The organism is uncultured Ruegeria sp. (assembly GCF_947504215.1).
Taxonomy (GTDB): domain Bacteria; phylum Pseudomonadota; class Alphaproteobacteria; order Rhodobacterales; family Rhodobacteraceae; genus Ruegeria.
Genome location: NZ_CANNGO010000002.1, coordinates 177595 through 203347 on the forward strand (window position 1 = coordinate 177595; position 25753 = coordinate 203347).

Sequence of the window (25753 nt, forward strand, 5' to 3'; positions counted from 1 at the left end):
GATTGATAACTTTACAATCCACGCTGCAAATCATCTGCCGTTAGAACAGGTTGAATTTCGATCGAAGCGTCAAGGGCCGCAAATAGCGGTTCGTTGATTACGGGCATGCGGGCTTGGTCGTTTTCTTCGAAGATAACGATGCCCATCCGTTTGCCGCCCTCTAGCGCAAAATAGGCCGCTTCCGCGTTAACATCTTTAACCAAGGCGGCAATCGCCTGCCCAAGGGTTCCGTCTTTTTCGGCTTGGTTGCCCTTTTCGACCGGGATTGTGAATTTTAACATCAGGCGCATGGAACTCTCCCAGAGTTTCGATCGCGGTTTCTCGGGTAAAGGCTCCGACGTTCGGGCGTGCCAGTCAAGGTGATTGCTTTCGACTTGTTATCAAACGGAAAAAGGGCGCCGAACCAACGGCGCCCATTCAAGTCTTCAAAAGCCTATTGCTTAGCAGCTGTAGTACATTCCGTATTCTACAGGGTGCGGTGTGTGCTCGTAGGTTTCGACTTCTTCCATCTTCAATGCGATGTAGCCGTCGATCTGATCTTTGGTGAACACGTCGCCTTGCAGCAAGAAGTCGTGATCGGATGCCAGAGCTTCCAGAGCTTCGCGCAGGCTGCCGCAAACGGTTGGGATGTCGGCCAATTCCTCGGCGGGCAGATCGTAGAGATTCTTGTCCATGGCTTCGCCCGGATCGATCTTGTTCTTGATACCGTCCAGACCGGCCATTAGCAGAGCAGCAAACGCAAGGTAAGGGTTCGCGGCCGGATCGGGGAAACGGGCCTCGACGCGCTTGGCCTTGGGGCTTTCGGTCCATGGAATACGGACACAACCCGACCGGTTACGGGCCGAGTAGGCGCGCAGAACGGGGGCCTCGAAGCCAGGGATCAAGCGCTTGTAGCTGTTGGTCGATGGATTGGTGAAGGCATTCAGGGTCTTGGCGTGTTTCAGAACACCACCGATGAACCACAGGGCTTCATCCGACAGATCAGCGTATTTGTCGCCCGCAAACAGCGGCTTGCCTTCCTTCCAAATCGACATGTTGACGTGCATGCCGGTGCCGTTGTCACCTGCGATCGGCTTTGGCATGAAGGTGGCCGATTTGCCGTAAGCATGCGCGACGTTATGGATGACGTACTTGTACTTCTGCAGCTCATCGGCCTGTTTGGTCAGACTGTCAAAGATCAGACCCAGCTCGTGCTGGCACGAGGCGACCTCGTGGTGGTGTTTGTCAACCTTCATGCCCAGGCGCTTCATGGTTGACAGCATTTCTGAACGCAGGTCTTGCGCTTCGTCGATCGGGTTGACCGGGAAGTAACCGCCCTTGACGCCCGGACGGTGACCCATGTTGCCCATCTCGTATTCGGTGTCGGTGTTCCACGATGCGTCTGTTGCATCAACTTCGTAGGATACCTTGTTGATACTGTTCGAGAAACGGACGTCGTCGAACAGGAAGAATTCTGCTTCAGGACCAAAGTATGCTGCGTCGCCGATACCCGAGGACTTCAGGTATGCCTCGGCTTTCTGTGCGGTACCGCGCGGGTCACGTTCGTAGGCTTCGCCGGTGTCGGGTTCGACGACCGAGCAATGCACGCAGATGGTCTTTTCTGCATAAAACGGATCGACATAGGCGCTGTCCGTATCGACCATCAGCTTCATGTCGGATGCTTCGATCGACTTCCAGCCGGCGATGGACGAGCCATCGAACATGAAGCCTTCTTCCAGAAAATCCTCGTCAACCTGATCGGCCATCAGGGTCACGTGCTGCAGCTTGCCGCGCGGGTCGGTGAAACGAACGTCGACATATTCTGCGCCTTCGTCCTTGATCAGCTGAAGAACTGCGTCCTTGCTCATTCTCTTGGTTCCTCTGATTTGAGATTGTTCGATTACAGCGCGTCCGAGCCGGTCTCACCGGTGCGGATACGGATGGCTTGTTCAACGGGCGAGACAAAAATCTTGCCGTCACCGATTTTGTCTGTTTTGGCCGCCGAGACAATTGCCTCGATTGCGGCATCCACCTGATCGTCGTCCAGAACGACTTCGACTTTTACTTTGGGCAGGAAGTCGACCACGTATTCTGCACCGCGATACAACTCGGTGTGGCCTTTTTGACGACCGAAGCCCTTGACTTCGATCACGCTGAGGCCCTGGACACCAACGTCCTGCAATGCCTCTTTCACTTCGTCCAGTTTGAACGGCTTGATGATCGCTTCGATCTTTTTCATCCCGGCTCACCTCGCATGGTTGTCAGAATGGCAGTGATCACGTCTAAGATCGTGCAGCAATGCGATTGCCGAATTGATCAGCGGTGGAAGTACTGAAATCAATCGGCAGGTGAAATTTTAGTCGGTTTGCACAAAAAGTAATCGAAATTGAATCGGGTTAGGGTTTGAGATGACAGAATTGCTGACAGCGGCGCAGATGCGGGCGATTGAGCAGGCCGCAATCGGGTCCGGCCAGGTGACAGGTCTGGAACTGATGGAACGGGCCGGGCAGGGCGTTGTCGAAGCAATTTTCGAGGAATGGCCAGAGTTGGCAAAAACCTCCGGTAAGGCAGTTGTTTTGTGCGGACCGGGTAACAATGGCGGCGATGGGTTTGTCGTTGCGCGGTTGCTCAAGCAGTGGGGGTGGGAGGTTGAGGTCTTTCTGTTTGGAGACCCCGAGAAGCTGCCACCGGATGCACGGACGAACTACGAGCTTTGGTGTCAATTGGGGGCGGTCGCACCCGTACGCGAGGGATTTTGGTTGCCAAACTGTGACTTGCACATCGATGCATTGTTTGGAACCGGCCTGACACGCCCAATTCCCAAGAGTGCCTCATACTCGCTCTCATATCTTCACAAGCGCCATCCGCATTTTGTTGCAGTCGCTGTGGATGTACCGTCTGGATTATGCTCGGATAGCGGACAACCGTTAGGGGTTTCCGGCAAAGCCGACCTGACCGTCTCATTTCACCGGTCGAAACTCGGTCACTACCTTTCGGATGGCTCTGAAAGATCAGGAAAAGTCGTGGTCAAGGATATTGGTTTGCCTGTAAAAGCCTTTCCAACGTTTGCGGACGTTGTCGGGTATGTGAACGATCCAGAACGAAAACCACAAACTGGAGAAGAGATTAGGGAGGAAGCTGAAAAATCTGCGGCCGAAGATCGAGCAGTCGTAACGCTTGCCAACCCTATCAATCGATTTGACAAACTCTTGGGGGGCAACAAATACACAAACGGCCACGCTCTGATCCTCTCTGGTAATCCTGGAAAAACCGGTGCTGCGCGGCTGGCCGCGCGCGGGGCTCTGCGCATCGGGGCGGGGTTGGTAACTTTGGGCGTACCCCCGAACGCGCAGACGGAAGTCGCGGCGCAGGTGACGGCCATCATGTTGCGGCAGGTCGAAGGGTCTGACGCGTTGTCGGCTGTATTGCAAGATGAACGACTGAACGCCCTCTGCCTTGGTCCCGCTCTGGGGGTAGAACGTGCGCGCGAACTCGTGCCAGTAGCTTTGGAAACTGGGCGCGCGACGGTTCTGGACGCGGATGCGTTGACCGCTTTTGCGGATTACCCTGCGGAGCTGTTTGCCCAACTACACGAGAATTGCGTGTTGACCCCACACGGCGGTGAATTCGCGCGGCTGTTCCCCGATATCTCAGAGAAGTTGCTTGCAACTCCGACCAAGGGTCCGGCCTATTCCAAGGTTGATGCCACGCGAGAGGCTGCTGTGCGGGCAGGGTGTGTGATCCTGTTCAAAGGGCCGGATACTATCATTGCCGCACCGGACGGGCGGTGCGTGATCAATTCGGCACATTATGACCGGGCTGCACCTTGGCTGGCGACGGCAGGGTCGGGCGACGTGTTGGCAGGGTTCATCACCGGCTTGCTGGCGCGCGGGTTCGCACCGATGCAGGCTGCCGAAACGGGTGCTTGGTTACATGTCGAATGCGCTCGGCTTTTTGGTCCGGGTCTCATTGCGGAAGATATACCGGAACAACTCCCAGAGGTTTTCAAGCAGTTAAGTACCTGAACGCGTTGAGCAAGAAACGTCTGGGCTTCAACCCGTTGAACAGAAAGCGACACCTATGTGCGTTACTGCATAGCAGGTGTTCACCAGTTATCTCGGTCGACGGCACAATTTGTTTGTCCGACTCTGCGCCGACTCGTGTATGATGTTATAAGTACCTGTAAGTGAAATCATTTTTCCAAAGCTTGCGCGTTCTTTTGTTGCGAAAATACAATGCTAGCTTAGAACGGATCAGCGACCACTGGAACGCTCGCGATCTATAATCATCTGAGCAGTACCGGAAATCGGAATCTTTCAAGGTGAGTGAAATGACCTTCAATCTAAAACTCTCGTCCATAACCGCAGTATTGGCCGCTACAACGGCACTTCCCGCCGCGGCCGAGCTGAAATATGAAAACAATAGTGGTGGCTACGTCCTGTTATACGGCCAGCTCAACCCTGCAATCATATCCGTCGACGACGGGCAGCAGACAGAAACCCGTTTGTTGGACAATGCCATTTCGAACAGCCGCGTTGGTTTGCGCCTGTTGCAACCGTTTGGCAGCAATGAGTTTACATTCCGTTTTGAAACAGCGCTTGGGTTGCCAAGCTCGTCCGAATGGAACCAATTGGGAACCGACTTTAGCGGTTGGACGCGTTCGGATATTCGGCATGTGGATTTCGGTCTGAAAGGCAGTTGGGGTAAAGTTTCGGCTGGCCAGGGCAGCATGGTGTCGGATGGGGCGGCCGAGACCGACCTGTCTTATGTTGGAACGGCGCTGTATTCATTTACCAACGATGAAAACTCGGGCTTTTTCTACCGCGGAACGGACGGTGTTTTGAGTGACATCACAGTCGGCGATTCCAGCGATAACTTTGACGGCTCGCGCCGTGGTCGTGTGCGGTATGACACGCCAGACTTAAATGGGTTCTCAGCTGGCATCGCCTATGGTCAGAATATCTTGTCCAGCAGTGATGACGATGACTACTATGACGTCGGCGTCGGCTATGAGACCACGTTTGCTGGAGGTATCGAATTCGCGGCATCGCTTGCTTACGCAGTTCGCTCGCGTGACGATAACTCCGGGGATCGCAAGGACACCATCGGGTCAGCTTCGGTGCTGATGCCCAGCGGGTTAAGCTTTACCTTTGCGGCAGGCACCCGTGATGAGGAAGAGGTCGGCGTTTCTGACCCGAGTTTCTGGTATGGCAAGATTGCTTACGAAGGCGATTGGGTGTCTTGGGGCAAAACCGGGGTTGGTGTCGACTATTACGATGGCTCCGACTTTGAAAGCGACGGCTCCAGCACCAAGTCCTGGGGCGTCGCGGTTGTTCAGCGGATCGACAGCATCAACACCGATGCCTACCTGAAGTACCGGACTCATGATTTTGATGACGGTACGTCTTTCGACAAGAACGAGGCCTGGGTTTTGGGCGCGCGCTGGAGGTTCTGATCCTGGCTGGGATTGCATAGACACGCCCCGGCCAGTTCCGGGGCGTTTTTTTGTCTGACACCCCACTAAAACAGGGCGGATTGGCCAGTTGCCCCTTGCACGTAGACGGCAGGACAAATAGAAGGCGTCAAATTTGCCTGGCGCGCCGTTTTGCGCGCCCCGAATCCTATGGGGACTACCATAATGCAGGTTACCGAGACGCTGAACGAAGGTCTGAAACGCGGCTATAACATCACCGTATCTGCGGCCGAGCTGGACAATAAGGTCAACGAGAAACTGACCGAAGCACAGCCTGAAGTCGAGATGAAGGGTTTTCGCAAAGGCAAGGTGCCGATGGCGCTGCTGAAAAAGCAGTTTGGCCAGCGTCTTCTGGGCGAAGCGATGCAGGAAACCATCGACGGTGCCATGAACCAGCATTTCGAAGACAGCGGCGAACGTCCGGCCCTGCAGCCCGAGGTCAAGATGACCAATGAGGACTGGAAAGAAGGCGATGACGTTGAGGTCGCGATGTCCTACGAGGCGCTGCCCGAGATCCCTGAAGTTGACCTGAAATCGGTCGAGTTGGAAAAGCTGGTGGTCAAAGCCGACGACGCAGCCGTTGAAGAAGCGCTGAACAACCTGGCCGAAACTGCTCAGGATTTCAAAGCGCGCCGCAAGGGCTCGAAAGCCAAGGACGGCGACCAGATCGTGTTTGACTTTGTTGGTAAGGTCGACGGCGAAGAATTCGAAGGTGGATCGGCCGAAGATTACCCGCTGGTTCTCGGCTCGAACAGCTTTATCCCTGGTTTCGAAGAGCAGCTGGTTGGTGTGAAAGCCGAGGAAGAAAAAGACGTTAACGTATCCTTCCCCGAGGATTATCAGGCCGAGCATCTGGCTGGTAAAGACGCCGTATTCAGCTGCACGATCAAAGAGGTCAAGGAGCCTGTCGCGGCAGAGCTGAATGACGAGTTGGCCAAGAAGTTTGGCGCTGAAGACCTTGATGGTCTGAAGGGGCAAATCTCGGAGCGGCTGGAAGCGGAATATGCAGGTGCGTCGCGCGCTGTCATGAAGCGCGCCTTGCTGGACGCGCTGGACACCAAAGTGTCCTTCGATCTGCCGCCCTCATTGGTCGAGGCGGAAGCCAAGCAAATCGCACATCAGCTCTGGCACGAGGAAAACCCCGAAGTTGAAGGCCATGATCACGATCCGATCGAGCCGACGGATGAGCACAACAAACTGGCAGAACGCCGTGTGCGTCTGGGTCTGCTGCTTGCTGAGTTGGGTCAGAAAGCAGAAGTTGAAGTGACCGATGCCGAGATGACCCAGGCGATCATGAACCAGGCCCGCCAGTACCCGGGCCAGGAACGTCAGTTCTTCGAGTTTGTCCAGCAGAACGCTCAAATGCAACAGCAGCTGCGTGCGCCAATCTTTGAAGACAAAGTTGTCGATTATGTCTTCGAACTGGCTCAGGTGGCTGACAAAGAAGTTAGCAAAGACGATCTGCAAAAAGCCGTTGAGGATTTGGAAGAGGAATAATCCTCTTCCTCCCCGTCAAGGGGCGCAAATAGAAGCGGAGCCGCCTGAAATTAGGCGACTCCGCATGGGTGGCTTTGTACTATGAGGTGAGGGGGTCAAGCCTCATGAGCAAAAGCACGGGGGGTCTTTAGCAGAGCGGTCTTTTGCTCTGGCGTGAATGTGTGAGACAGTGCCTCGATCAGCTTTAAGACATCTTGCCTTTCAGCTTCGTTTTTCGCCGCACTCATCTGCTCAACGAAATACTTCTCAAGGTCTGTTCGTGGTTTGTGGTCGTGGTTCGCAGGGCTAAGCTCTGCATCTTTCCGGCTTGCGAACAGCTCCAACGCCTGTTCTTCTTCGAGGAAGACATCGTGGTGAATGTCAGCGAAGTTTCTAACTCGTGAGATGCGTTCGTCTGAGCAATCTAGCAACGCGGCGAGCGCCGGGACTTTACCCATCTGCACTTTTTTCCCAACATAGTCGTAGGGTGCGTTGTCGGATCTTTTCAGAACGCGATCCATCACGGGATCAATCACGGTGATGATATCCTGAATGCCAGCATTCTTGGCATATTCCAGAGACCCAATCATTAGCTCGGATGTCGCATAAGCGACCGAGTTCTTGTCCTTGCCGCGGTTCAGGCGTTGGGTATCCACACAAAAGCGCGTCGATTCCCAGACGGTTGCGCTGCGCAATGGTGCTTCACCGTCCAGAATGGCGGAAAACACGTCGGACAACATGTGAGGTCCAGTGGTCTGTAGGGCACGCACGGCTGCGACGACATTCCCCCCGTCGTCGAGTCCGATTACATATGCCGGGTCCAGATGATCGAATTCGTCGATCTCTTTGCCATCTTCGATTTTGACGTCCCATCCCAGGCGCCCACCAAATACTCTTGCTCTCAACTCAAACATTTCGTCAAGAACCTCGCCAAACAGGTGTCTGTTCAGCCCATCAACTACGATGATCATTTCTTTCCCCCTTCGAGTGGTTGTTCGGTAAACTAGACGTTACCGTTTTGAAGGGGTTTTTCTATTGGGGGTTTCCCGTATTTAGGCGGAATTTAGAAATTTTTTAGGTTACCCTGGGGTAATCAGGCCAATTGCTATTGCGCGACCCACTGCTTGCGGGGTCGTCAAGGCACTTAGCTTCTCTCTGCTTGAACGCAGATGAACCTCTACCGTGCGGTGCGAAATCGACAGAATATCGCCGATATCCTGTTGCGACTTGCCAGCGGCCACCCATTGTAAAATCTCGGCTTCGCGGGTGGACAATGTCGGATGATAAAGCGCGCTCGTGAACTCATCAGAGGTAACAACGTTGTCGTGAATGTGCACAGCCATCGACTGCAGATCGCCTATGACGTGCGTGTACAGTTTACGCCATTCTTCCTTGCTGCAGTCACGTGTGGCGCTAAGTAATCCAATGTCACCATAAGGACCGCGCACCGGGATCGTTACACCTTGGCTCGGAAGGCCAAAATCATGTGCGTCCCTGAAAACACGCTGAAAATCGGGGCTGCGTTCCAGTCGGCTCCAGTCCACAGGGGCAATGCTGCGGCGGCTCATGTGAATGGTCGGGTCGATCATAATCAGACCTTGCGACTGGTAGTGATCTTTCCACTCATCACCATAGGTCACATACCCAGCCACGGTGCCCGCAGTTGGGTTCATGCCAGCATAGGCCGCATGATCCATATCGTGTTTTTCACAGATCTGTCGCAGAAACTCAGTATACCGAGTTTCTGAATCCGGTAGGGTGCTTAGATCGACAATTTCCATATGTTGCCTACCAGCTGCGGCCCATCCGGCAACCCGATGGTGTCGTCGAGCGTGCCATTACCTTAGAGTGGAACCCATTTACCTCACGGCGATGAGAACACCACACTTTTCAAAACATGACAAGGCGACGCACGATTTGTCTATGCATTTCGCCATACTGGATCAGGTAATTAGAGCATTTTTATCACTGTGTGGCCTTGGCTGCTGGTCAAATCCAGAGGTTTTGGGCTCAAAACGCTAAGGCGCAGGCCTCAAACCCGTTTCCACCAACATGCCGCGGGCCTTAGCTTCGGGATAGAATCCTTTCGCATAAAGAAAGATCGCCCGTTGTTGGTTTCCATCGGACAAAAGCCATGCGCCACGCAGGTATTTTCCCGCAAATTCCAGGTTTGTATCTGCATTCAGCAGGCCCTCGGCATTGCCTGAGTAGCCCATCGAGCGCGCAGTAGCAGGCAAAATCTGCAGCAGGCCATAATACGGGCGGTTGACGGCCCAAGGACGATGCGTGCTTTCACGGATCGCCAGTTTATGAACCAATTCGCGCGGCAACTCATAGTGATCGGCCCATTTGTTGATTGAGGCGCGCAATTCCGGAGTTTCATTTGGATAGAGTGGGGGATCAAACGTCTGCGGGTCCCCGCGAGACACTTCTGCCCCGCCACAGGCGGCCAAAGGGGCCATAAGCAAGATTGCCGTAAGATGGCGACGCGAGAATACTGCCATGTTGATCTCCAAGCTGCGCGAGATGATGATATGGATCGAATGTCAAACCGCAAGCTTATGGTCAAAATCTGGCCAAATGTTGCTCGTCCCGAATACTCATAAAAAAGGTCGCGCAAAAGCTGCGCGACCCTCAAATTCTAGAAGTCAGGGCGATTAGGCCTTGGCTTCGTCTTCTTCAGCCGGAGTTGCTTCGGGTGCCAGATCTTCGTCTTCCGATGCGGCCGAGCCGATATCGTCAAACAGTTCGGCGATCTCGAATTCAGCAGCAGCTTCTTCTTCAGCTGCCAGCTCCTGGATTGATTTTCCGGACGCTTGCAGTTCGGCTTCTTCTTGCGAACGGGCGACGTTCATGCTGATTTCGACTGTAACTTCGGGGTGCAGACGAACCGCGACAGTATGCAGACCCAGATCCTTGATCGGAGCAATCAGGGCGACCTGTTTTTTGTCGACGGAGAACCCTGCTTCGGTGGCGGCGTCGGCTGCATCACGCGGGGTGACCGAACCGTACAGAGCGCCGGAATCTGAAGCCGAGCGAATCACGATGAACTGCTGACCGTCCAGCTTTTCAGCCAGTGCATCAGCTTCTTTCTTGGTTTCCAGGTTGCGCGCCTCAAGCTGCGCTTTCTGGGCTTCGAACGAGGCGATGTTGGCCTCGGACGCGCTCAGCGCTTTGCCTTGGGGCAGCAGGAAGTTGCGGGCGAAGCCAGGCTTGACGTCAACGACGTCGCCCATCTGGCCCAGTTTAGCAACACGTTCGAGAAGGATAACTTGCATGTCAGTCTCTCCTTATTTCACGGCGTAGGGCAGCAGGGCGAGGAAGCGGGCGCGCTTGATAGCACGGGCCAGTTCACGCTGCTTTTTTGCCGAAACGGCAGTGATACGCGAGGGAACGATCTTGCCGCGCTCGGAAACATAGCGCTGTAGCAGACGGGTGTCTTTATAATCGATCTTTGGCGCGTTATCGCCCGAGAACGGGCAGACCTTGCGGCGGCGGAAAAATGGTTTTGCGGCCATGGTTTAGTGTCCTTTCTTCAGGCTTTGATCAACGACGCTCGCGGCGGTCGCCACGTTCGTCACGTTTCTGCATCTGAACCGACGGGCCTTCGACGTGGCCGTCGACCTTGATGGTCAGAACACGCATGACGTCATCATGCAGACGCATCAGGCGCTCCATTTCCTGAACGGCGCCAGCGGGGGCGTCGGTCTTCAGGAAGGCATAGTGGCCTTTGCGGTTCTTGTTGATCTTGTAGGCCATCGTCTTGACACCCCAGTACTCGCTGTCGACGACATTGCCGCCGTTGTCAGCCAGAACGGTGCCGAAATGTTCGACGAGGCTTTCTGCCTGCGTGTTGGACAAGTCCTGACGCGCGATCATTACATGCTCATACAGTGGCATGTTCACTCCTGTTTATATCGAGGCGCATTTCAAAGGCGGGGCCAGTTCGTCCTTCGCGACCCTGCCACGAGAGGCTGCGCGATTCATAAATAGTGCGAAGGATGGCCCCGTATACACTTTTGTACGTCCGTAGCAAGCCCTGCCACAGATGCCTTCGAGACGCCGCCCAATTTCCTTTAGGCCGCCCAATTCCTGACGCTTTTCGGCTCAAAGTTGTTTCGCATACCGGGCACGACCCGGACGGACAAAAAACCTGAGACGGTATCGTTATATAGGGCGAAGTGTTATGACCGCGATGAACACTAATACATTCCAAGAACAAGCGTCAGGCACGCGTTTCGACCACTCTGTGCCCTTGATGATTTCATTTGCACCAAACTGGAAAGCCCGCTTGATCCTGTCGCGTGTTTTCGGCGCGTTCCTGATCCTGTCGGCGTTTTCCATGTGGCTGATGCCGGGATCGGTGGTTGGTGCAGATGTCTGGCCGCTGAAGTTGGCGGCATCGATGTTGTTTCTGATTGTTGGTGTCAGTCTTCTGACCATCGAAATTCTGGATCCTCGTCCTGACGCCTATTTCGATCCCATTCGTCAAGAAGTTCGGGTGTTGCAGAAGAACGAGGAAGGGCGCCCGCAAACTGTACTGCGCCGCAGCTATGACACCCTGGGCGGTGCCCGTTTCGACGATGATGAGGTGCAGCTTTATGACGTGGACGGCAGCCTGCTGATGAAACTACCGCTGCAATCGGCGGATGTCAGCCGAGCGCTGAAAGGGCAACTGAGCCAGAGCGTAACAATTTTCGCCTAGATTCTATTCTGTTCAAAAAGGAACAGACTCTGTGAATCGAAAGTACTTGTGTGCCGCCGTTAGGCGGCACATTTTGTTTTTGAGCAACCCAAACGGTTTGCAAACACAAAAAACGCGGAGATTGTCATGAAATCCACCCTTCTTGCTGCTGCACTGGCCGTATCGGCGACGTCGGCATTCGCCAGCGCCGAGAAATACGTTCTGGACCCAAGCCACAGCCAAGTCGTTTTCAGCTATGACCACCTTGGTTTTTCGACCACCACCGGCATGTTCTCGGGGTTTGAAGGCGAAATTCTGTTTGATCAGGAAAACCCTGCGGCATCTTCCGTGAACGTATCCATGCCGGTGCTTGAGATGTTCACGGGTTGGAAGCCGCGCGAAGATCATTTCATGACCGAAGATTTCTTCGGCGCGGCCGAGGGCGACATGATCACGTTCGCTTCGACGGGTATCGAAGTAACCGGTGAAGGCACAGCCAATATCACCGGCGATTTGACCATGAACGGTGTGACGAAGTCGGTCGTTCTGGACGCCAAGCTCAACAAGGTTGATCAACACCCGATGGCCAACAAGCCTTGGGCTGGTTTCAATGCCACCACCACCGTTACGCGCAGCGAGTTTGATCTGGGCCAGTTCGCGCCCTTTGTCAGCGATGATGTGCAGATCCAGATCTCGGTTGAGGCGCAAAAGGCCGATTAACCCTGCCTTTCAGACACCACAAAGACCGCCGGCGGCCTTCGCCCCGGCGGTTTTTTATGATTGGAGCTATTCGCCTCGGGTCGCTGTCAATTCGACTGCGACATTCACGGCGAAGGCAAGCGAATCCTCCGCGGGCATCTGAGCTCCGATGTCAAAATCCAGACGGTTAAGTTCAAGCTCACCAAGCATCGTTGCGCTGTTGTCCTGCAGTTCGAGTGTAAAAGGCAACACCACGTCGAGTGTTTTGTCGCGAATGGTCAAAGGGCCGCGCGCTTCGTAACCGGCATCGGTTTTGAACAAATCGGCGTCAAATCGCGCGGTCGAAAACTGACCACTGTCGAAGAAATCGGCGCCCATGGCCTGATCAGTGACCGTGCCCAAGGCAAGCGATCCGATGGCCACTGCCACGTCGACCGAACCCGCAAGCCCAGGCTCGGGCGGATCGTCAAAAGTGATGGCAGCAGTCCACTCGGCAAATGTGCCAGTCACCGGGCTGCCCAATTGAGTGATGGTTATCGAAAGGGTGCCTTCCTGAACCTGCCAGTCTGATTGCACCGCTTCCAGTTCAGCAGATTCGATGCCTTGGGAGGAGTGATCTGAGAAGATACCCATGCTCCAACCGCCTGCCAGAACGGCTATCCAAACGGCAAAACCAGCAACGGCTGGAACAATAGAGTGATTCTGCTTGGGTGGTTCGGGTGCTTCGGACCGACCAGGTAGCATCCGGCGCAGAGTGCTATCTTTATCTACTACATGGTGCTTGAGGGCGCCCATAATGTGTAGCGCCAAGGAGCCGACCAATACCCAAATGAACAACCAGTGCAGGCCAGCGGTTACCTCGGCCAGATATGCGGATTTGGGTACAAATGGCAGATTTTGTCCGAAGGGCCACAAGATTGGAGCGAAACCTTCGGCTGCGGCGTGGTGGGTCCAACCGGTCAGCGGCACCAGAACCAATGACGCATACAGCATCCAATGTACGATCTCAGCGGCGAAAGCCTCGGGTTTGTTTTCTGCGTTCAGAAGGCCTGGCTTGGTTTGCGTCATTGCCCACAAAATTCGGGCAAGTGCCACAACGAACACCGTAACGCCAACCGTCTTGTGCAGCGAAAACAACTGAGAGGCCGCTGCGATGTCTGCTTCGGTTGTCGGGATTGTCGGGTCATATATGGCGTGCGCCAAGTTATTGGAGATCCAGCCAAGGGGTAGGGCGGTGAAGATCAATAATGCGGTCAGCCAATGGAAGGCTTTGGTCACGCTGCCGTAGCTGGAGAATGTATTGGTCGAGGACATTTCTTGACTGCTCCGGGGTTGCTTGGTTGAGCCTACACTAATGCCAACCAGTTGAGGCACAAGCCTGAGGAAATGCACAGCCAGGGTGCCAAAATGCAGGGCAAACGCAATGCTTGTGCCGCGACCCATGTCAGTTTACACCCCGCCGCAACTTGACGTCATCCATGAGGTTGCAATGACACTTGCGTTCGTTTTTCCCGGGCAGGGCGCCCAGGCCATTGGAATGGGCAAAGCATTGGCTGAGGCATATCCTGCCGCACAGGCTGTATTCGATGAGGTGGACGAAGCGCTGGGGGAGAAGCTGAGCAGCTTAATCTGGGAAGGCGATATTGCCGATCTTACACTCACCCAAAACGCACAGCCGGCACTGATGGCCACATCAATGGCCGCGATGCGCGCGCTGGAGGCTGAGGGCGTTTCGGTTACCAACGCATCATTTGTGGCCGGTCACTCGCTGGGTGAATACTCGGCACTGGCCGCAGCGGGGGCGTTGACCGTGGCCGACACAGCGCGCTTGTTGCGCACACGTGGTCAGGCGATGCAAAGCGCGGTGCCGGTCGGGGAAGGTGCGATGGCGGCCATCTTGGGGCTGGATCTGGAGGCTGTGCGCGCCGTTGCAGATGAAGCAGCGCAAGGCGAGGTCTGTCAGGCCGCCAATGACAACGATCCGACGCAAGTCGTGGTGTCCGGATCCAAGGCTGCGGTTGAACGCGCGGCTGAGATTGCCAAAAACAAGGGTGCAAAACGCGCAGTGATGCTGCCGGTTAGTGCGCCGTTCCATTGTGCATTGATGCAGCCTGCCGCAGATGTGATGGCAGAAGCTTTGTCGGCTGTCGAGATAGTGGCGCCTGCAGTGCCCTTAATCGCAAATGTGCGTGCCGACGTAGTCAGCGACCCTGACCTGATCCGGCACTTGCTGGTCGAGCAAGTCACCGGGTCAGTCCGCTGGCGCGAAAGCGTGCAATACATGGCGGCCCAAGGCGTGACCGAGACATGGGAAATTGGTGCGGGCAAGGCGCTGTCGGGCATGATCCGAAAGATTGACCGTGCCATTGCGGGCAAGGCTGTGGGCACACCGGAAGACGTACAAAAGGCTATCGAGGCCGAATCGTAAGCTCAAAACTCGTCACACAAGACGAACCAAGAGGAAAACCGAATGTTTGATTTGACAGGTAAGAACGCGCTGGTCACCGGTGCATCTGGCGGTATCGGCGGCAATATCGCGCGCGCTCTGCATGATGCAGGTGCGACCGTAGGATTGTCCGGCACACGGGTCGAACCTCTGCAGGCTTTGGCGGATGAGCTGGGCGAACGCGCCCATGTACTGCCTTGCAATCTGAGTGACTCTGAGGCGGTTGCAGCTTTGCCAAAACAAGCGGCCGAGGCCATGGGGTCCGTCGACATTCTTGTAAACAATGCGGGCATCACGCGGGACAATCTGTTTATGCGCATGTCAGACGACGAATGGCAGAGCGTCATTGACGTGAACATGACGGCCACCATGAAACTGTGTAAAGGCGTGATCCGCGGGATGATGAAATCTCGTTGGGGCCGGATTGTGAACATCTCGTCCGTTGTGGGGGCGATTGGCAACCCGGGTCAGGCCAACTATGCCGCGTCCAAAGCTGGAATGGTTGGCTTTTCCAAGGCTTTGGCACATGAAGTTGCCACACGAGGCATAACCGTGAACGCAGTCGCCCCAGGCTTTATCACAACGGCGATGACCGAAAAGCTGACAGAAGAACAAAAAGCAGGCCTGTTGCAGCAAGTGCCTGCCGGACGTATGGGTGAGCCCTTGGAAGTTGCAGCCGCCGTCGTGTACCTGGCTAGTCCTGAGGCTGCTTATGTTACCGGAAGCACCTTGCATGTGAATGGCGGTATGGCCATGTTGTGAACGCAGTAAGGGGCAAGTGCGAAAGCGTTTGCCTCTTGCGTCGACTGTGCTATAGGCGGCGCATCTATGCAGGGGTCGGTCGCTAAGGTCGGCCTTCTACTTTCCCGGAAAGCCGGGACCCTAACCGCCCGGAACGGGCAAACCAAAGCCACCCCGAGCGGGCAAGGGCAGAACCGGGCGTATCGCCCTGAAATGGAATGAGGAATAGACATGAGCGACGTCGCAGATCGCGTTAAAAAGATCGTTGTTGAGCACCTGGGTGTTGAAGAAGACAAAGTAGCTGAAAATGCTTCCTTCATCGACGATCTGGGCGCAGACAGCCTGGACACCGTAGAACTGGTTATGGCCTTCGAAGAAGAGTTCGGCATCGAGATCCCCGACGACGCCGCCGAGACCATCCAGACCTTTGGCGACGCCGTCAAATTCATCAGCGAAGCGTCCTAAGCGTTTCGAAGTCAAAGAAAACGGCGCTTCCGGGCAACGGGAGCGCCGTTTTTTTGTGCCTGCTCTGAATTCATGCTTGCGCAATACTTTGACGCTTTGCACTGTTTCCCCTGAGGCATAATTCCAGGCGGGCAGGGCATGATAAGATCCACCCCGATGATAAACACGGCCCGCTTGACGCTATGCGCTATGCGGCCAGAAGATTTCGACAGGTTCGCCGAGATTTGGCGCGACCCTTGTGTGGTGCGCCATATCGGTGGGTTACCGCGATCGCGCGGAGAGGCCTGGGATTCCTTTTTGCGGAATGCTGGCCATTGGCATATGGCGGGTTTCGGGCAATGGGGTGTTCTGCAGCAATCGAATCGCAAGCTGATCGGGCAGGCCGGATTCTTCTACGGTAACCGCGACATGGGTGATGATTTCGATGGGTTCCCTGAGGCCGGATGGGTTTTAGCGCCTGAGGTGCAGGGTCAGGGCTTGGGGTATGAAGCAGCACAGGCTGCGCATGACTGGTTCGACCGGATCATGCCAGGGCCCCTGGTTGCAATGGTCGACGCGACCAACGGTGCGTCGCAAAAGCTTGCGAAAAAGCTGGGTTATGTGCTGTTGCGCGAAGCGGAATACAAAAACACGGCCGTGCATCTGTTGCGGCGGAACGGGCCGCCGGCCCGAGCGTGATTCCGCCGTTACTCTGACATGCCGCAAAATGCTCAAACTGTGCCGATCTTGTAGAATCGGGATGATCTTTCACGTGTATGGTATGCTGGATTTTCAGAGCGATTGAGCGGAGGAACAAGCTCATGAGGATTTACCCCACGATGGAATTGCAGAACGGCCGGTGTGTCACGCTGGACAAAGGCCGTCTGGAACAGGCGATGATCTGGCATGTGAATCCAACCGAAACGGCGCGCAGTTGGTCTGCGGCCGGGGCCGAATGGATGCACCTGACGGATTTCGATGCGATCGAAGGTCGGAATACCAATGTCGAGCTGGTCGAAGAGATCATCCGCACAGCGGAAATGCCCGTGCAACTGGCCGGTGGGATGCGCACCCGTGAACAGGTGGAGCACTGGATCGACAAAGGAGCCGGGCGGATTGTTATTGGTACGCTTGCGGCATGGGATCCGAACCTGGTCAAAGAATTGGCCAAGCTGTACCCGGATCAAATCGTGCTTGCCGTAGATGTGTGGCGGGGGTTTGTGATGACCGAAGGGTGGCGCAGTCAAAGCGCGTTTTCGCCTGAGGCATTCATTGATGCATTTGCCGACACGCCGTTTGCGGCCATTCTGGTCACCGATATCGATAGCGATATGGAAGACATCGAGGCGCAATTGGGCCTGATTTCGGGTCTGGCGCAGCACTCCCGCACGCCAGTGATCGCCAGCGGTGTGGTGCGCACATCTGACGATATTTCGAGACTTGCCTATATCCCTAATATCGCAGGTGCTTTGGTGGGGCGGTCCTTGTTCCGCAAAACCGTTGACCTATCCGAAGCGCTGGAAGTTGCAACAGCTGCACACGAGCGCGTGGCCCAGTTTCAATAACTCCTGAACGGTTTGCGATCTGCCTCTCCCGTTTCATGGAGAGGCGGCTTTTTCGTTCTATCGGCATGAGCAGACAGGCATTGACCGTTTTGTACGCCGCCATCGGCGACAGGATGCCGGTGCGGAACATGCCGTTGCTCTTGCCCCCGGACCCCGGGCCGGGGTATGAGCGGTTCTCATAACAGGAAGCAGGCAAGAGGCACTTCATGCGCAGAGTCGTTGTAACCGGTCTTGGATTGGTCACTCCTTTGGCCAGCGGGGTCGAGGAAACCTGGTCGCGGCTGCTGGACGGAGAATCCGGCGCGGGACCAATCACGCAATTCGATGCCGAGGCAAGCGGGGTCACAACGACCTATGCCTGCGAAGTCCCTCGTGGTGATGGCACAAATGGCACGTTCAATCCGGATGACTGGATGCCACCGAAAGAGCAGCGCAAGATCGAGGATTTTATCCTTTATTCTATCGCTGCCGCAGAAATGGCTTGCAAAGATGCCGACTGGCTGCCCGAGGACGAAGAAGATCGCCTGCGCACTGGCGTTCTGATTGGTTCAGGCATTGGTGGGCTGGGATCGATTGCAAACACTGCGAACTTGATCCGCGACAAAGGTCCGCGCCGAGTATCGCCATTCTTTATTCCGGGCGCGTTGATCAACTTGGCCTCGGGTCAGGTGTCGATCCGCCACGGGTTCAAGGGACCGAACCATTCAGTCGTAACCGCCTGCTCGACGGGCGCGCACGCGATTGGAGATGCCAGCCGTATTATCCGCGCAGGCGATGCTGATGTGATGATCGCCGGCGGTGGTGAAGGCTGCATTTGCGAGATCGGAATTGCCGGGTTCAATGCGTGCAAAGCGCTCTCGACGAAATACGCTGACAATCCCGAAGCCGCCAGTCGTCCTTACGACGTCGACCGTGACGGCTTTGTCATGGGCGAAGGGTCAGGCATCGTGGTTCTTGAGGACTACGAACACGCCAAGGCCCGCGGTGCCAAGATCTATGCCGAGGTGTTAGGTTACGGCATGTCTGGTGATGCATATCACATCACGGCCCCAAGCGAAGACGGTGATGGTGCTGAGCGTTCAATGAAAGCCGCGCTGCGCAGCGCCGGGTTGGAGCCGACCGATCTGGATTACATCAACGCCCATGGTACCTCGACAATGGCGGATACGATCGAACTGGGCGCGGTAGAGCGTTTGTTGGGAGATCACGCCAGTGAGGCGACGATGTCGTCGACCAAATCTGCCACCGGACACCTATTGGGGGCTGCGGGCGCGATCGAGGCAATATTCTCGATCCTTGCCATCCGCGATCAGGTTGCGCCGCCAACGATCAATCTGGACAATCCGGCGGTTGAGACTGCACTTGATCTGGCACCCAACGCAAAGCGTGAGCGCAAGATCGATGTGGCTTTGTCAAACTCGTTCGGGTTCGGCGGTACGAATGCCAGCGTGATCTTTGGGAAGGTTGGATAAATGTGGCGGGCTCTTGCTTCTAATATGCTGACCGTTCTGGTTGTCGGCCTGTTCCTGGCGGGCGGGCTGATCCTTTGGGGTCAAACGCAGTACAAAGAAGAGGGCCCGCTTGAAACCGCGATCTGCTTGCAGGTCAAAAGCGGCTCGAACATGACAAATGTCAGCCGCGAGCTGGAGGATCAGGGCGCAATCAGCAATGCCACGATCTTTCGCATGGCCGCAGATTACACGGACAGATCACAGCAGCTGAAAGCTGGCAGTTTCCTGGTGCGTGAAGGCGCGTCGATGGAACAGATTATCGGCGAGATCACTAGTAGTGGCGCCAGCACATGCGGGTCCGAAATTGAGTACCGTATCGGTGTCACACGCGCCCAGATCCGGGTTCGTGAGTTAAACCCGGCAACGCTGGATTTTGAGGACGTGGCGTCGTTTGACGCCTCTGAGGAAGAAATTCCGGCAGCGTACACTGAAAAACGGGAAGAGGCTGATACGCGATATCGCATCTCTCTGGCGGAAGGCGTGACCTCGTGGCAGGTGGTCGAAGCGTTGAAAGCAATTGATGCATTGACCGGCGAGGTGTCTGAGATTCCGGCCGAAGGTATGTTGGCACCCGACAGCTACGATGTGACGTCTGGCCAGGATCGCGCTGCGGTCCTGCAAGCGATGCAGGACAAACAACAGCTGCGGATCAATGCCGCCTGGGAGAGCAGGCAGGATGGCTTACCGTTGGAAAGCCCAGAAGAGATGTTGATCCTGGCCTCGATCATCGAGAAAGAGACAGGTGTTCCGGAAGAGCGGGGACAAGTTGCCAGTGTCTTCGTGAACCGGCTGAACCAAGGCATGAAGCTGCAAACGGATCCAACCGTGATCTATGGCGTCACCAAAGGTCAGGGGTCGCTGGGTCGCGGTTTGCGCAGAAGTGAGCTGCGCCGTGCAACGCCTTGGAACACTTATGTTATCGACGGGTTGCCGCCAACACCGATTGCTAACCCCGGTCAGGCAAGCCTTGAAGCTGCTGTCGCGCCGGAGCAGACGAATTTCGTGTTCTTTGTCGCGGATGGGACCGGTGGTCACGCCTTTGCCGAGACTTTGCAAGAGCATAACCGCAACGTTGCGAAGTGGCGTGAAATCGAAGCCGAACAACAAAGCTCTGGAAACTAGAGCCACCCGTTAGAATTGCCGACCGGTTCAGAATATATGCTCGCGCGAGCGTATCGCCAGCGCGAACCAAATTTAGGCCGCTACACTAGGCTGCTGGCCGACGCTTTGGGCGGCGGCGCTTTGTATTGCCCGGCTTGGGGCTTCCATTGGCTGCCTTCGGCTTGAAGTTGCGGCGACGACTATTTTGGCGCTGCGCAGGCTTCTTGGTCTCGATGTATTCCGGCATTGTGCCGCTGGCGACTGGAATGTCGGCTTTCATCAGCTTTTGAATTTGACGCAGCAGCTCGACCTCTTCGCCCGAGCAGAAGGCGATTGCCTCGCCCTCGCGACCGGCACGGGCGGTGCGGCCGATGCGGTGGACATAGTTGTCGGGCACCTCGGGAAGGTCATAGTTGATCACATACGCCACCCCGGGGATGTCGATGCCGCGCGCGGCGACGTCAGTGGCGACGAGGATGTTGATCTCGCCCGAACGAAAGGCCTTGATCGCGCGGTCGCGCTGACCCTGGCTTTTGTTGCCGTGGATCGAGGCGGCATTAAACCCATCAGCGACCAGTCCCTTCATCAGTTTCTCGGCACCGTGTTTTGTGCGTGAGAAGACCAGGGTTAGGGCATCCTTGTCCTGCGACAGGATCTCGCGCAATTTGATGGGTTTTCCGGGTTTGCTGACGAAGTGGAGCGACTGCGTGATCTTGTCAGCGGCCTTGCCCGGAGGCGAGACCTGAACCCGCTGAGGGTTATTCAGATAGGCGCGGCTGAGTTCCTCCATCTGTTTCGGCATGGTGGCCGAGAACAGCATGGTCTGGCGCGGCGTGCCCAGTTCCGGCGCAATGCGGCGCAGAGCGTGGATGAAGCCCATATCGAGCATCTGGTCAGCCTCATCCAGCACTAGATGCTTGACCGAGCTCATATCAACGGCGCGGCGATCCATCAGGTCGATCAGGCGACCCGGCGTGGCGACAAGGATGTCGGTGCCGCGCGATAGGAACATGATCTGTTTGTTGATCGACTGGCCGCCCACAACGGTAGCGACCCGTAGTTTCGTGTTCTTGGTCAGGTTGCGCAGGCTGTCGGCGATCTGGTTCACCAGCTCGCGCGTGGGTGCAAGGATCAGCGATTTGGCCATTTTGGGCGCGGGTTTGCCGGGCTGGGCCAGCAGGTGATCGATAAGTGGCAGGCCAAAGGCGAGTGTTTTGCCGGTACCGGTTTGGGCGAGGCCTAGGATATCATGACCCTCAAGCGCCAAAGGGATGGCCTTGTTCTGGATCGGTGTCGGTTGGGTCAGTTTGGCATTTTTCAGCGCGTCGTTCAGGGCGGGCGCGAGGCCCAGCATGTCGAAGTCGAACAATTAATATTCCTTTTTGATCCACGGGGTCAGCCCGCAGGCATATCGTGACTGGCCACGCAAAGCGCGTAACCGACAGGGGTTGTGCGAGACCTCGGGACGTGCAGGCGTTTCCTGCCGCATCTGGCCGTCGCGTTAAGAACCCTGCGTGAATGGGAACTGGAAATAGGTTTGGCGCTGTGGGGCTGGTTACGGCCCGCCGATGCTCACGCGTCAGCGCTGTGTTAGGGCCCAAATGAGGGCTTGACCCAGAAATGTCAAGCGCAGGCTTGGGCGGGACGCGTTGCTGGGCCGCAAATGACACATGCACCAAGGCAAAGGTCTTACCTCAGAGAATAAGGTCAACAACCCGACTGATTGCGGCACCTGTATTCACGGCTTGGTAGGTTGGAAATGGCATCCGACCCGAGGTTACAATGTCGCGCCGGATCCAATCTTGCGCCTCTAGCTGATGCAGGGAAGACGACAAGGCTCGATCTGTGATCGCTGATAGATCCGACTTGATCATTGAAAACCGATAGGGGGAACCGGTCAGCGCCAGGATTGGTACAGTCCATGTTTTGCGAAGTATCCCGAATTCCCTTTCATCAGGCACTGTCTTAACGAAGGAGTGAGCCATTTCAGCGGCCTCACGCCCAGTTGTGGTCAAACGGAACTCTGGGCGGAGCGGGTGACCGTGACCTGGGTTTCTTTCGATCATGCCAAGCTGAACAAGGTGCGCGAGACTGGACGTGAAGGCCGTTCTGCTGGCGTTGGTGGCGGCCAGTAGCGGCGCCTGTCGACCAGGATGCCCTGAATGCAGTAGGGCCAGGATGTTCAGTGACCATGCGCGAGAGGTCAGCTTGACAAGTGTATTAATGTCCATAAAGTATAGTTACTTTATTTTTAATAGATGGGGAAGTTCAATGCCACTTGTTTCGTTAAAAAACACAATCACCCTCGCGATGTCCGTTCGGGATCGGCATGCCAGCGCGGATTGGTACAACGACAAACTTGGATTTGAACTGGTCCATCACATTGATGAAGCGGGCTGGAGTGAATTGCACACCAATGTTGAAGGTGTGACATTGGGTTTGGGCGAACAGTCGGAGCCTTCACCGGGAAATAGCGTTCCCGTGTTCGAAGTCGCTGACATCGCCAAGGCGCGCGGCACCCTAGAGGCCGCGGGTGTGAAGTTCGACGGCGATACTGACACAATCGAAGGAATGGTCAGCACGGCCACGTTTTATGATCCGGATATGAATGCGTTGATGTTGGCACAGGATCTGACCATCAGTGGATGAGACGGGTCGGAAGTTTGTGACATGATAGCAATTTATTAACCATCACCGTTCGGTCCCCGTTGCGTATATGTTGCGCAAAACATTGACTTTGCGTCCTTTTTTTCGTATGGTTTGTGTCATGCTAGAAGAAGTGGGCAACGGCCCCGGGGTGACCCGGTGGCCGTTTTTCGTTTCTCTCGTGCGGAAACACTCACGCATGAGGTCAATACGCAAACATGACTTTGATTACCCCGGAAGAGCGGATGTCCCAGACGGCAGAATTGTTGCAGTCACTGGAGGCGTCCATTCGCGGTCTGCGCCAAGCAGCGGAAGAATTGCGCAGGCAGATCGGAACCGGGGAGGATGCAGATCTTGCTGGTTCAGCCAAGCAACTCGGGCGGTTAGAGGGGCTGATCCGAAGTTGTCAGAAAGTGGAGACAAGCTTTGTCGAACAACATCATAGACAAGCCGGAATTGCCCAAGGTGGATACGCACTCGACCTTGAGCGCGCTCGATTTGAAGTCGGGTGCAGGTTGGCTCGCCTCCGCCGATGCTGCGGTGCGGGAGAGGTTTCTGAGTGAAATCGGGGAGGGGGGGCTGTGCGCCCTCCCTTTCCTATTCGAGTTTTGGGCGCTGCCGCACCAATTACCGCCTGAAGGCGACTGGCGATCCTGGGTGATTATGGGGGGGCGCGGCGCAGGTAAGACGCGGGCCGGCGCTGAGTGGGTGCGATCAATGGTCGAAGGGTCGCTGCCGTTGGACAAGGGTGAGGCGGGCCGCGTGGCCTTGGTAGGTGAAACCTTCGATCAGGTGCGCGATGTGATGATTTTTGGCGATAGCGGGATTTTGCAGTGTTCGCCTCCGGATCGACGGCCCACGTGGAAGGCGTCTGAACGCAAGCTGATCTGGCCCAACGGCGCCGAGGCACAGGCGTTTTCGGCGCATGATCCCGAAGGTTTGCGCGGGCCGCAGTTCGATGCGGCCTGGGTTGATGAATTGGCCAAGTGGAAGAAGGCCGGTGAGACCTGGGATATGCTGCAGTTTGCGTTGCGGTTGGGGGAACGCCCTCGGGTCTGTGTGACGACCACGCCGCGGAATGTGAAAGTTCTGAAGGAATTGCTGGCGTCGCCCTCCACTGTGCAGACCCATGCGCCGACCGAGGCGAATCGGGCCAATCTAGCGGACTCGTTTCTGGACGAGGTGCGGGCGCGCTATGCGGGGACACGGCTGGGGCGGCAAGAGTTGGATGGGATGCTGCTTTCTGATACCGAAGGGGCGCTGTGGACGGGCTCGATGTTGGACGCGGCGCGGGTTGATCAAGTGCCGGAACTGGATCGCATTGTAGTCGCATTGGACCCAGCGGTTACGGCTGGGGCGGATGCGGATGCCTGTGGGATCGTGGTGGTCGGCGCGCAAGTGCAAGGACCGCCCGAGAAGTGGCGGGTGTTTGTTTTGGCAGACCGGACAGTGCAGGGCGTTGGCCCGGTGGGCTGGGCGCAGGCGGCGATAGATGCGATGGATGAATTCGGGGGTGAGCGACTGGTGGCCGAGGTCAACCAGGGCGGGCAACTGGTGGAAGAGGTCGTGCGGCAGGTGGACCCTCTGGTGCCTTATCGGGCGGTGCGGGCCTCACGCGGCAAGGTGGCGCGGGCAGAACCTGTGGCGGCTTTGTACGAGCAAGGGCGGGTGGCGCATGTGGCGGGGCTGGACGCGCTGGAGGAGCAGATGTGCCAGATGACCGCGCGCGGGTTTGAGGGGCAGGGTTCGCCCGACCGGGTCGACGCACTGGTCTGGGCCTTGCATGAGTTGGTGGTGGGGCCTGCAGGGGCGTATCGACGGCCTAGGGTGCGGGTGGTGTGAGATCTAGGATGGACATAAAACCTGATCCTCGGCCAGATCCATCGAATTCAGATAAGACTCTGATCAAGAATAAAAATCCGCTGACCACAGGCTCAGTTCATCCTGCTTTCCCGGTGCCTTGAATGAGGGTAGCCGGGTAAGTCTTTGATGATGTTCGATTGGCAGTTGACACACAACGTCGTTCGACAGGACGATATCCGCATTGAACATTTTTGCGGCACCTTCGATGCGGGCGGCGGTGTTCATGGGATCACCTAAAAGTGCGATCTCTTTCTTCCAGTCCCCAATCTCACCGGCGGCGACTTCGCCGCAGTGGATTGCCACTCGTATGCGCGCCGCGGCGCTATATCTTTTTTTGTAAAATTCAGCGCGGCTTGCCAGGATCCGGTGCATTTCCCGGGCACATGTCAGGCAAGTAGCGTTCGCGAGCCCATTTGATAGTTTCCATGTCACGATGACCGAGTCCCCGACATATTTGTGTACGTCCCCGCGCGTCATCTCTACCGCATCCGCAAGATCCAGGGCCACATCGCGCAGGAAGTCATGAAAGCGGAGCTGACCGATGGTTTCTGCCAGCGCCGTAGACCCGATGACATCGGCGAAAAGAATGACACGCTGCTCTAACCGCGCTTTAGTATAGCGCCCTGTAAAGAGGGCGACAGTAGCCTCTTTTCCGAGTAGGCGCGTGACCTCGATACCGATCGAAAAGGCAAAGGCAATGGCAGCGGATATGGCAAAAAGTTCCGCGAAGGCTGGGCCTTTCCAGGGTTGATCGGTGTCGGTCAACATATCAGGAACAAGCAGGCCGAAGACGATAAAGAGGCTATACGCACCGCCCCTAAGGATCATCAGAAGAATAGGGCGCAATCGGCGTGTCATTCTGCGTTTCGGGTTCGAGAAAACCTGATATTCGGCAAGTAAACAGCACAGAGAAATGACGAAACCGGTCAATGCGCCGGTCCAGATGTCACTCCACAAGGTATCGGGTGACGCCCGCACGGCACCGATCACTGCGCCAGTCAACGAGGAAAGAGCGATCACTTTCGCCGAGACATTTATGGATCGGGAGAAGAACGCGCCCATTTGGTGCATATATAGGCCTTCGTGGCTGGAGACTAAAAAGTGAGGTAAGAGCGGCGGATACGC

General features: G+C 56.1%; 27 protein-coding genes. 14 read left to right on the top strand and 13 right to left on the bottom strand.

The genetic code is table 11. The annotated features are described in order from the left end of the window. Window positions 1-11: 11 nt before the first annotated feature. The 3 genes from Q1B21_RS06165 to Q1B21_RS06175 form a co-directional block, all read right to left on the bottom strand. The gene (locus tag Q1B21_RS06165; protein ID WP_299076171.1) at window positions 12-290 is read right to left on the bottom strand and encodes a hypothetical protein; all 279 of its coding nucleotides are present in this window, start codon (window positions 288-290) and stop codon (window positions 12-14) included. Window positions 291-440: 150 nt separating this feature from the next. Then, window positions 441-1847, bottom strand: coding sequence for a type I glutamate--ammonia ligase (gene glnA / locus Q1B21_RS06170; RefSeq protein ID WP_298936115.1), 1407 nt, complete (start codon window positions 1845-1847; stop codon window positions 441-443). A gap of 32 nt (window positions 1848-1879) precedes the next feature. After that, window positions 1880-2218, bottom strand: coding sequence for a P-II family nitrogen regulator (locus Q1B21_RS06175; protein WP_050602105.1), 339 nt, complete (start codon window positions 2216-2218; stop codon window positions 1880-1882). 169 nt (window positions 2219-2387) lie between these two features. Here Q1B21_RS06175 and Q1B21_RS06180 point away from each other — a divergent pair, with 169 nt between their 5' ends. From Q1B21_RS06180 to tig, 3 genes are all read left to right on the top strand, one after another. Next, the gene (locus Q1B21_RS06180; protein ID WP_299887194.1) at window positions 2388-4004 is read left to right on the top strand and encodes an NAD(P)H-hydrate dehydratase; all 1617 of its coding nucleotides are present in this window, start codon (window positions 2388-2390) and stop codon (window positions 4002-4004) included. Window positions 4005-4309: 305 nt separating this feature from the next. Further along, on the top strand, window positions 4310-5434 hold the full coding sequence (locus tag Q1B21_RS06185; RefSeq protein WP_299076165.1) for a porin: 1125 nt from the start codon (window positions 4310-4312) through the stop codon (window positions 5432-5434). Between the two features lie 183 nt (window positions 5435-5617). Then, on the top strand, window positions 5618-6949 hold the full coding sequence (gene tig, locus Q1B21_RS06190) for a trigger factor (protein ID WP_298936168.1): 1332 nt from the start codon (window positions 5618-5620) through the stop codon (window positions 6947-6949). 95 nt (window positions 6950-7044) lie between these two features. On the opposite strand, the gene Q1B21_RS06195 is transcribed toward tig, so the two are convergent. The 6 genes from Q1B21_RS06195 to rpsF all read right to left on the bottom strand — a co-directional run bounded on the left by Q1B21_RS06195 (window position 7045) and on the right by rpsF (window position 10828). Further along, window positions 7045-7899, bottom strand: a complete 855-nt coding sequence (locus tag Q1B21_RS06195) for an acyl-homoserine-lactone synthase (protein ID WP_298936112.1) — start codon at window positions 7897-7899, stop codon at window positions 7045-7047. A gap of 108 nt (window positions 7900-8007) precedes the next feature. Continuing rightward, window positions 8008-8709, bottom strand: coding sequence for a LuxR family transcriptional regulator (locus Q1B21_RS06200; RefSeq protein ID WP_298936111.1), 702 nt, complete (start codon window positions 8707-8709; stop codon window positions 8008-8010). A 237-nt stretch (window positions 8710-8946) separates the two neighbouring features. Then, complete coding sequence (locus Q1B21_RS06205; RefSeq protein ID WP_299887571.1) at window positions 8947-9390, bottom strand: lytic transglycosylase domain-containing protein; 444 nt, start codon at window positions 9388-9390, stop codon at window positions 8947-8949. A gap of 195 nt (window positions 9391-9585) precedes the next feature. Next, window positions 9586-10206 (bottom strand): 50S ribosomal protein L9, encoded by a 621-nt coding sequence (gene rplI / locus Q1B21_RS06210; RefSeq protein WP_299887200.1) that lies wholly within the window; start codon window positions 10204-10206, stop codon window positions 9586-9588. 12 nt (window positions 10207-10218) lie between these two features. After that, on the bottom strand, window positions 10219-10446 hold the full coding sequence (gene rpsR, locus Q1B21_RS06215) for a 30S ribosomal protein S18 (protein ID WP_058310770.1): 228 nt from the start codon (window positions 10444-10446) through the stop codon (window positions 10219-10221). A gap of 28 nt (window positions 10447-10474) precedes the next feature. Further along, window positions 10475-10828, bottom strand: a complete 354-nt coding sequence (rpsF, locus tag Q1B21_RS06220; RefSeq protein ID WP_298936108.1) for a 30S ribosomal protein S6 — start codon at window positions 10826-10828, stop codon at window positions 10475-10477. Between the two features lie 286 nt (window positions 10829-11114). Between rpsF and Q1B21_RS06225 the strand changes: the two genes are divergently transcribed. Both Q1B21_RS06225 and Q1B21_RS06230 read left to right on the top strand, forming a co-directional pair. Beyond that, complete coding sequence (locus Q1B21_RS06225; RefSeq protein WP_298936107.1) at window positions 11115-11633, top strand: hypothetical protein; 519 nt, start codon at window positions 11115-11117, stop codon at window positions 11631-11633. 126 nt (window positions 11634-11759) lie between these two features. Continuing rightward, window positions 11760-12332, top strand: a complete 573-nt coding sequence (locus Q1B21_RS06230) for a YceI family protein (RefSeq protein WP_298936106.1) — start codon at window positions 11760-11762, stop codon at window positions 12330-12332. Between the two features lie 66 nt (window positions 12333-12398). Here the strand turns inward: Q1B21_RS06230 and Q1B21_RS06235 are convergent, their stop codons facing one another. After that, complete coding sequence (locus tag Q1B21_RS06235; protein WP_299887205.1) at window positions 12399-13625, bottom strand: cytochrome b/b6 domain-containing protein; 1227 nt, start codon at window positions 13623-13625, stop codon at window positions 12399-12401. A 175-nt stretch (window positions 13626-13800) separates the two neighbouring features. Between Q1B21_RS06235 and fabD the strand changes: the two genes are divergently transcribed. The 7 genes from fabD (at window position 13801) to mltG (ending at window position 20140) form a co-directional block, all read left to right on the top strand. Next, window positions 13801-14739, top strand: coding sequence for an ACP S-malonyltransferase (gene fabD, locus Q1B21_RS06240; protein WP_299887208.1), 939 nt, complete (start codon window positions 13801-13803; stop codon window positions 14737-14739). Window positions 14740-14781: 42 nt separating this feature from the next. Further along, window positions 14782-15519 carry a 3-oxoacyl-[acyl-carrier-protein] reductase gene (fabG, locus tag Q1B21_RS06245; RefSeq protein WP_299887211.1) on the top strand — a complete coding sequence of 246 codons (738 nt, stop codon included), beginning with the start codon at window positions 14782-14784 and terminating at the stop codon, window positions 15517-15519. Window positions 15520-15729: 210 nt separating this feature from the next. Further along, window positions 15730-15963 (top strand): acyl carrier protein, encoded by a 234-nt coding sequence (locus tag Q1B21_RS06250; protein ID WP_008756330.1) that lies wholly within the window; start codon window positions 15730-15732, stop codon window positions 15961-15963. A 138-nt stretch (window positions 15964-16101) separates the two neighbouring features. Then, on the top strand, window positions 16102-16641 hold the full coding sequence (locus Q1B21_RS06255) for a GNAT family N-acetyltransferase (RefSeq protein WP_299076150.1): 540 nt from the start codon (window positions 16102-16104) through the stop codon (window positions 16639-16641). Between the two features lie 122 nt (window positions 16642-16763). Beyond that, entirely contained in the window at window positions 16764-17507 is a 744-nt protein-coding gene (locus Q1B21_RS06260) for a 1-(5-phosphoribosyl)-5-[(5-phosphoribosylamino)methylideneamino] imidazole-4-carboxamide isomerase (RefSeq protein ID WP_298936096.1), read from the top strand. Window positions 17508-17713: 206 nt separating this feature from the next. Beyond that, window positions 17714-18979 carry a beta-ketoacyl-ACP synthase II gene (gene fabF, locus Q1B21_RS06265; protein WP_299887215.1) on the top strand — a complete coding sequence of 422 codons (1266 nt, stop codon included), beginning with the start codon at window positions 17714-17716 and terminating at the stop codon, window positions 18977-18979. Continuing rightward, window positions 18980-20140, top strand: a complete 1161-nt coding sequence (gene mltG / locus Q1B21_RS06270) for an endolytic transglycosylase MltG (protein WP_299076142.1) — start codon at window positions 18980-18982, stop codon at window positions 20138-20140. A gap of 85 nt (window positions 20141-20225) precedes the next feature. Here the strand turns inward: mltG and Q1B21_RS06275 are convergent, their stop codons facing one another. Continuing rightward, on the bottom strand, window positions 20226-21488 hold the full coding sequence (locus Q1B21_RS06275; RefSeq protein ID WP_299887219.1) for a DEAD/DEAH box helicase: 1263 nt from the start codon (window positions 21486-21488) through the stop codon (window positions 20226-20228). Between the two features lie 325 nt (window positions 21489-21813). Continuing rightward, window positions 21814-22350, bottom strand: a complete 537-nt coding sequence (locus tag Q1B21_RS06280) for a winged helix-turn-helix transcriptional regulator (protein WP_299887222.1) — start codon at window positions 22348-22350, stop codon at window positions 21814-21816. Window positions 22351-22390: 40 nt separating this feature from the next. On the opposite strand from Q1B21_RS06280, the gene Q1B21_RS06285 reads away from it, so the two are divergent. Both Q1B21_RS06285 and Q1B21_RS06290 read left to right on the top strand, forming a co-directional pair. Further along, on the top strand, window positions 22391-22768 hold the full coding sequence (locus tag Q1B21_RS06285; protein WP_299076133.1) for a VOC family protein: 378 nt from the start codon (window positions 22391-22393) through the stop codon (window positions 22766-22768). Window positions 22769-23263: 495 nt separating this feature from the next. Further along, the gene (locus tag Q1B21_RS06290; protein ID WP_299887574.1) at window positions 23264-24607 is read left to right on the top strand and encodes a terminase family protein; all 1344 of its coding nucleotides are present in this window, start codon (window positions 23264-23266) and stop codon (window positions 24605-24607) included. A 63-nt stretch (window positions 24608-24670) separates the two neighbouring features. Here Q1B21_RS06290 and Q1B21_RS06295 read toward each other — a convergent pair whose 3' ends face one another. After that, entirely contained in the window at window positions 24671-25699 is a 1029-nt protein-coding gene (locus Q1B21_RS06295; protein WP_299887226.1) for an adenylate/guanylate cyclase domain-containing protein, read from the bottom strand. Between the last annotated feature and the right edge of the window lie 54 nt (window positions 25700-25753).

Coding starts and splice junctions, on each gene's coding strand:
- Q1B21_RS06165 (WP_299076171.1), bottom strand. CDS start 290: ATGCGCCTGATGTTAAAATTCACAATCCCGGTCGAAAAGGGCAACCAA.
- glnA (WP_298936115.1), bottom strand. CDS start 1,847: ATGAGCAAGGACGCAGTTCTTCAGCTGATCAAGGACGAAGGCGCAGAA.
- Q1B21_RS06175 (WP_050602105.1), bottom strand. CDS start 2,218: ATGAAAAAGATCGAAGCGATCATCAAGCCGTTCAAACTGGACGAAGTG.
- Q1B21_RS06180 (WP_299887194.1), top strand. CDS start 2,388: ATGACAGAATTGCTGACAGCGGCGCAGATGCGGGCGATTGAGCAGGCC.
- Q1B21_RS06185 (WP_299076165.1), top strand. CDS start 4,310: ATGACCTTCAATCTAAAACTCTCGTCCATAACCGCAGTATTGGCCGCT.
- tig (WP_298936168.1), top strand. CDS start 5,618: ATGCAGGTTACCGAGACGCTGAACGAAGGTCTGAAACGCGGCTATAAC.
- Q1B21_RS06195 (WP_298936112.1), bottom strand. CDS start 7,899: ATGATCATCGTAGTTGATGGGCTGAACAGACACCTGTTTGGCGAGGTT.
- Q1B21_RS06200 (WP_298936111.1), bottom strand. CDS start 8,709: ATGGAAATTGTCGATCTAAGCACCCTACCGGATTCAGAAACTCGGTAT.
- Q1B21_RS06205 (WP_299887571.1), bottom strand. CDS start 9,390: ATGGCCCCTTTGGCCGCCTGTGGCGGGGCAGAAGTGTCTCGCGGGGAC.
- rplI (WP_299887200.1), bottom strand. CDS start 10,206: ATGCAAGTTATCCTTCTCGAACGTGTTGCTAAACTGGGCCAGATGGGC.
- rpsR (WP_058310770.1), bottom strand. CDS start 10,446: ATGGCCGCAAAACCATTTTTCCGCCGCCGCAAGGTCTGCCCGTTCTCG.
- rpsF (WP_298936108.1), bottom strand. CDS start 10,828: ATGCCACTGTATGAGCATGTAATGATCGCGCGTCAGGACTTGTCCAAC.
- Q1B21_RS06225 (WP_298936107.1), top strand. CDS start 11,115: ATGACCGCGATGAACACTAATACATTCCAAGAACAAGCGTCAGGCACG.
- Q1B21_RS06230 (WP_298936106.1), top strand. CDS start 11,760: ATGAAATCCACCCTTCTTGCTGCTGCACTGGCCGTATCGGCGACGTCG.
- Q1B21_RS06235 (WP_299887205.1), bottom strand. CDS start 13,625: ATGTCCTCGACCAATACATTCTCCAGCTACGGCAGCGTGACCAAAGCC.
- fabD (WP_299887208.1), top strand. CDS start 13,801: ATGACACTTGCGTTCGTTTTTCCCGGGCAGGGCGCCCAGGCCATTGGA.
- fabG (WP_299887211.1), top strand. CDS start 14,782: ATGTTTGATTTGACAGGTAAGAACGCGCTGGTCACCGGTGCATCTGGC.
- Q1B21_RS06250 (WP_008756330.1), top strand. CDS start 15,730: ATGAGCGACGTCGCAGATCGCGTTAAAAAGATCGTTGTTGAGCACCTG.
- Q1B21_RS06255 (WP_299076150.1), top strand. CDS start 16,102: ATGATAAGATCCACCCCGATGATAAACACGGCCCGCTTGACGCTATGC.
- Q1B21_RS06260 (WP_298936096.1), top strand. CDS start 16,764: ATGAGGATTTACCCCACGATGGAATTGCAGAACGGCCGGTGTGTCACG.
- fabF (WP_299887215.1), top strand. CDS start 17,714: ATGCGCAGAGTCGTTGTAACCGGTCTTGGATTGGTCACTCCTTTGGCC.
- mltG (WP_299076142.1), top strand. CDS start 18,980: ATGTGGCGGGCTCTTGCTTCTAATATGCTGACCGTTCTGGTTGTCGGC.
- Q1B21_RS06280 (WP_299887222.1), bottom strand. CDS start 22,350: ATGGACATTAATACACTTGTCAAGCTGACCTCTCGCGCATGGTCACTG.
- Q1B21_RS06285 (WP_299076133.1), top strand. CDS start 22,391: ATGCCACTTGTTTCGTTAAAAAACACAATCACCCTCGCGATGTCCGTT.
- Q1B21_RS06295 (WP_299887226.1), bottom strand. CDS start 25,699: ATGCACCAAATGGGCGCGTTCTTCTCCCGATCCATAAATGTCTCGGCG.